A 5,359-nucleotide genomic window follows, 5' to 3' on the forward strand; every position below is an offset into this window, starting at 1 on the left:
TCCTCCTGGTCTGGCCGGGCCCGCCCCCACCCACCGCGACCATCCCGCCACCTCCCGGCCACTGAGCCGGGCCCGGCCCGCAGAGTCGGCCGCACCCGGTCCACTCGGCCGTACGACCGGGCCCCCGGTCCGCCCGCTTTCCCGTCACACGGGCCGCGCACCGGCGCGTTGGGCCTCTCGGACACTTCGCGTCGGGCGGGTGCGCGGGGGTGGGTGCCCGACTGGGCGTACCGGCCGAGCGCCCTCGTACGGGGTCACCCTCGGGCGATGCAGGGTGCGGCCAGGTGAAGGCACCTCCCGGCCGAGGGCCGGGTGGGCGTCGCATGCCCGGCGGGATGCGGCAGACGGGCCGTGGCCGCCGCGTTCAGCCCGCCGGGGTGCGGCGGGCGAGGGTGGCGGTGAGCCGGGCGGCGGCGGCCAGTTGCGGGCTGTGGCGGCGCTGTGCGGCCAGGCGGGTGGCCAGGCCCCGCAATTCGTGGCCGACCAGGGCCGGTACCTCGCCCTCGACGCCCTCCAGTGCGGGTCCGAGCAGTGCGAGGGCGCTGTGCGGGTCGTGCGCGCACAGGTGGCAGTCGGCGATCCGCAAGGTGAACAGCAGGCGGGTGGCGGGGAGTTGCTGCGGGCCGAGCAGCCGCAGCGCGGTGCGGGCGGCGTCCGCCGCGCGTAGGGCGAGCCGGCGGTCGCCGAGGGTGGCGGCGGCGTCCCGCAGTGCGGCGGCGGCCGCGGACTCCACCCGTAGCTGCATCGATGCCTCCGACAGCCAGGGGACGTCCGCCTCCTCGCCCGCGCCGAGGTGGTCGAGGTGCAGCCGGGCCCGGCCGATGTGCCGTACGGTCTCGCGCAGGTCGCCGCCGAGCGCGTGCGCCCGGGCCTGGTAGACCTGTGCGATGGCGCCGGCCCAGTGCCGGTCGGGGGCCGCCCGGCCGATCTCCCGGGCGTAGCCGAGTGCGGAGGCGGCGTCGCCCTCCAGCCGGGCGAGGGTGCTCATGTCGCCGAGGGCGGCGACCTGGGTGACGGGGTCGCCGGCCAGTTCGGACCAGGTCAGCGCCCGGTCGAAGCAGGCCATCGCGGTGGCGCTGCGGCCGTGTTGGAGGCGGAGGCCGCCGGCCGCGTGGGCGTACTCCGCGGCCAGTCGGGCGAGCGGGCGGCCGGTGCGGCCCGGGGTGAGCGCCAGGTGCCGGGCGAGGGCGCGCAGGGTGTGCTCGACGGCGGCGGCGGTGCCGGGGTGGCAGCGGTCCTCGCCGGTGCGCAGGTGGACGGCGAGCAGTCCGGCGAGGGCGTGCAGGGTGTCCTCGGCCACCGCCCGCGGGCTGCCGGGCTCGGCGGCGCAGAACGCGGCGTGCAGGGCGGCTGTCTCCGCGGGCGGGGGGACGTCGCAGCCGGCGGCGCCGTGCAGCGGGCAGAGCAGGCCGTGGGCGGGCAGCCGGGCGGGCAGGGCGTCGGGGGGTGGCGGCTGCGGCGGTTCGCCGCGGGCGGTGGTGATGGCGGGCAGGGGTGCACGGACCGAGCCGGGTGGTGGTGGCGGACCGCCGAGGTCCCAGTCCTCGGCGGCTCGGCAGGCGGCGAGCAGGTCCCCGCCGGCGGCGAGCAGGGCGTCGAGCCGGTGCGCGAGGTGGAGGGTGGCCCGTCGGGTGCCGTTTTCCAGCCGGCTGATGGCGGTGTGGTCGTAGCCGACCTCGGCGCCGAGTCGGGCCTGGGTGAGCCCGGCCAGGCGGCGCCACTGCCGCAGGCGGGCGCCGAACGCCCGCCAGGGATCGGCGGACCGGCCGTCGGTGCGGTGCGGGTTCACGGGCGGCCCTCCCCCGGGGTGCTTCCGCTCGGCGGATGCTGGCCGCCGTCCGAGACGGTACTCGACGGCGGCCCTGCCGTACATGAGGTGGTCTCAACCACTGTGGCGGGACGGGCTGTTGACGTCGACTTTGACAGAACTTGCCGAAGCTTTGTCGGACATGACTAGACCATTGACCGTGGCATGACGCCATGTGAGGGTTCCGGCACCCGAATGCGGAGACCCCCGGACCAGCCCTCCGCGTTCGAGGACCCCCACCTTCGAGGAGCCTCGATGCCACACCCATCAAGCAAGGGCCGCCTGTTGACGGCCGGGACCGTCCTGGCCGTCCTGGCCGGCCTGACCGGCGCGACCGCCGGTGCGGCGGGCGCCGCCCCGGCCGGACCCGCCCCCACCCCGCCGCCGAGCGCGCTGGCCGCCGCTGTCTCGGCGGCCGACCGGGCGGCCGCGACCGGCCTGGACGCACTCGCCAAGGGCCCGGGCGAGACCTACGAACGGCACGCGGTGACGCCGTGGGTCGACGGCATGTACTCGGTGGCCTACGAACGCACCTACCGCGGCCTGCCGGTGGTCGGGGGCGACGCCGTGGTCATCGCCGACGGGCAGGGCCGGATCCGCGGCCTGCAGTCCGCGGCCACCGGGCCGGTCGGCGTGCCGACCACCGCCCGGGTGACCGCGGCCCGGGCCGAGGCCACGGCCCGCGGCCGGCTGGCGACCGTGACCGGCGTGGACCCGCAGCGCCTGGTGGTCCGGGTCAAGGACGACACCTCCAGGCTGGCCTGGGAGACCGTCCTGACCGGCCGGACCGCCACCGCCCCCAGCCGCCTGCACGTCTTCGTCGACGCCAACTCCGGTGAGGTGATCGACAGTTACGACGACGTCGAGGCCGGCACCGCCAACAGCAAGTGGAACGGCCCGGCCCCCGTCATTATCAGCACCACCGGCTCGGGCGGTTCGTACTCGCTGCGCGACCCCGCCCGGCCCGGCCTGAGCTGCGCCGACTACAGCACCGGCCAGGTGTTCTCCAAGTCCTCTGACTCCTGGGGCACCGGCAATCCCACAGCCAAGGAGACCGGCTGCGCCGACGTGATGTTCGCGGCGCAGAAGGAGTGGGACATGCTCCGCGACTGGCTGGGCCGCAACGGCCACAACGGCACCGGCGGCAGCTGGCCGGTCAAGGTCGGCCTGAGCGACGTCAACGCCTACTGGGACGGGAGTTCCGTCTCCATCGGCCACAACAACGCCAACGAGTGGATCGCCGCGATCGACGTGGTCGGCCACGAGTTCGGCCACGGCATCGACCAGTACACCCCGGGCGGGGCCAACAACGAGAACGGCCTCGGTGAGGGCACCGGCGACATCTTCGGCGCGCTCACCGAGGCGTACGCCGACGAGCCGGCCCCGTACGACAGCCCGGACTACACCGTCGGCGAGATGATCAACCTGGTCGGCAGCGGGCCGATCCGCAACATGTACAACCCCTCGCTGGTCGGCAACAACCCCAACTGCTACTCCTCCTCGATCCCGAGCACCGAGGTGCACGCCGCGGCGGGCCCCCTGAACCACTGGTTCTACCTGCTCGCCGAGGGTTCCAACCCGGGCGGCGGCAGGCCCGCCAGCCCGACCTGCAACAGCTCCACGGTCACCGGCGTGGGCGTCAAGGACGCCGGGCGGATCTTCTACGGCGGGATGCTGCTCAAGACCAGCGGTATGACCTACAAGAAGTACCGGGTCACCACCCTGACCGCCGCCAAGAGCCTGGACACCAGCTGCACCTTCTTCAACCGCACCAAGGCGGCCTGGGACGCGATCAGCATGCCCGCCCAGAGCGGCGAGCCCACCTGCACGCCCTCCGGCAGCAACGACTACTCGCTCGCCCTCTCCCCGGCCGCCGGTTCCGTCCAGCCCGGCGCCGCCACCAGCGCCACGGTGAGCACCGCGGTCACCTCCGGCACCGCCCAGACCGTCGGCCTGGCCGTGACCGGCGCCCCGGCCGGTGTCACCGCCTCGGTCAGCCCGTCCTCCGTGCAGGCCGGCTCCGCCGCGACGCTGAACGTCTCCGCCTCCGCCACCGCCGCACCGGGCAGCTACGTCCTCACCGTCACCGGCACCGGCCCCGCCACCCACACCGCGCAGTACACCCTGACGGTCGGCGGCGGCAACCCCGGCGGCGGCGCGCCCGACATCAGCGTCGCCAACGTCCAGGCCCACCTGGCCCAGCTGAACACCATCGCCTCCCAGAACGGCGGCAACCGGCGGGCCGGCAGCGCCGGGCACACCCAGTCCGTCGCCTACCTCAAGTCCAAGCTCCAGGCCGCCGGTTACACCGTCACCGAGCAGACCTGCACCTCCTGCACCTACTCCTCCAACAACCTGATCGCCGACTGGCCGGGCGGCCCGGCCGACCAGGTCACCATGTTCGGCGCCCACCTGGACAGCGTCGCCGCCGGGCCCGGCATCAACGACAACGGCTCCGGCTCGGCCGTCCTGCTGGAGAACGCGCTCACCCTGGCCCAGCAGAACCCGACCCTGACCCGGCACGTCCGGTTCGCCTGGTGGACCGGTGAGGAACAGGGTCTGCAGGGCTCCAACTCCTACGTCGGCCAGCTCACTTCGGCGCAGCGCAGCGCCGTCAAGGCGTACTACAACTTCGACATGGTCGGCTCGCCCAACGCGGGGTACTTCATCAACAACCTCACCTCGGCAGCCTCCGCGCCGATGAAGGCGTACTGGGACTCGCTGAACCTGCAGCCGGAGGAGAACGTCGAGGGCCAGGGCCGGTCCGACGACTACTCGTTCCAGCAGGCCGGCATCCCGACCTCCGGCTACGCGGCGGGCGCCAGTGCCGTCAAGTCCTCGGCCCAGGCGGCGAAGTGGGGCGGCACGGCCAACCGGGCGTACGACTCCTGCTACCACCAGTCCTGCGACACCACGGCCAACATCGGCGTCACCGTGCTGGACCGCAGCGCCGACGGCGTCGCGTACACGCTGTGGAGGACCTCGGTCGGCGGGACCGCGCCCGCCGACGACTTCTCGCTCGCGGTGAACCCGGCGACCGGGACCGCCGCGCCGGGGGCCTCGGTCTCCGCGACGGTGGCCACCATCGTCACCTCGGGGGCCGCGCAGGGCGTCGCGCTGAGCGCCTCCGGTCAGCCGGCCGGTGTCACGGTGGCCTTCAACCCGGCCTCGGTGCAGTCCGGTTCGTCCTCGGCGATGACCGTCGCGGTGGGCACCTCGACCGCGCCCGGGACCTACACCATCACCGTGACCGGCGCCGGCAGCGCCACCCACAGCACCACCTTCTCGCTGGTGGTCAGCGGCGGTGGCGGCGGCGGGACCACCTGGGCGGCGGGCACCGTGTACCAGGCCGGGGACATCGTCACCTACAACGGGGTGCGCTACCGCTGCTGGCAGGGGCACCAGGCCCAGGTCGGCTGGGAGCCGCCGAACGTTCCTGCCCTGTGGCAGGTGATCTGACGGCCGCCCGGCCGACCACCTGAGCACCTGAGCACCCGAGCACCTGAGGACCGCGGTCCGGTCGCGGCACGGCCTGGGGAAGGGCCGCGACCG

The 5,359-nt window shown here is 74.5% G+C and carries 2 protein-coding genes; one reads left to right on the top strand and one right to left on the bottom strand.

Annotated features, from left to right (window positions below; translation table 11 throughout):
• Positions 1-364: 364 nt before the first annotated feature.
• Positions 365-1,789: a helix-turn-helix transcriptional regulator gene (locus AA75_RS30190; protein WP_051813747.1), complete on the bottom strand. Its 1,425-nt coding sequence runs from the start codon at positions 1,787-1,789 to the stop codon at positions 365-367.
• Positions 1,790-2,062: 273 nt separating this feature from the next.
• On the opposite strand from AA75_RS30190, the gene AA75_RS30195 reads away from it, so the two are divergent.
• Positions 2,063-5,266: a M28 family peptidase gene (locus tag AA75_RS30195; protein WP_051813749.1), complete on the top strand. Its 3,204-nt coding sequence runs from the start codon at positions 2,063-2,065 to the stop codon at positions 5,264-5,266.
• The last annotated feature ends 93 nt before the right edge of the window (positions 5,267-5,359 follow it).

The sequence above is a fragment of the Kitasatospora sp. MBT63 genome (genome assembly GCF_000710465.2).
In the GTDB taxonomy this organism is placed as follows: domain Bacteria; phylum Actinomycetota; class Actinomycetes; order Streptomycetales; family Streptomycetaceae; genus Kitasatospora.

Bases quoted from the DNA above. Each gene is read 5' to 3' on its own strand.
- AA75_RS30195 (WP_051813749.1), top strand. From the start codon at position 2,063: ATGCCACACCCATCAAGCAAGGGCCGCCTGTTGACGGCCGGGACCGTC.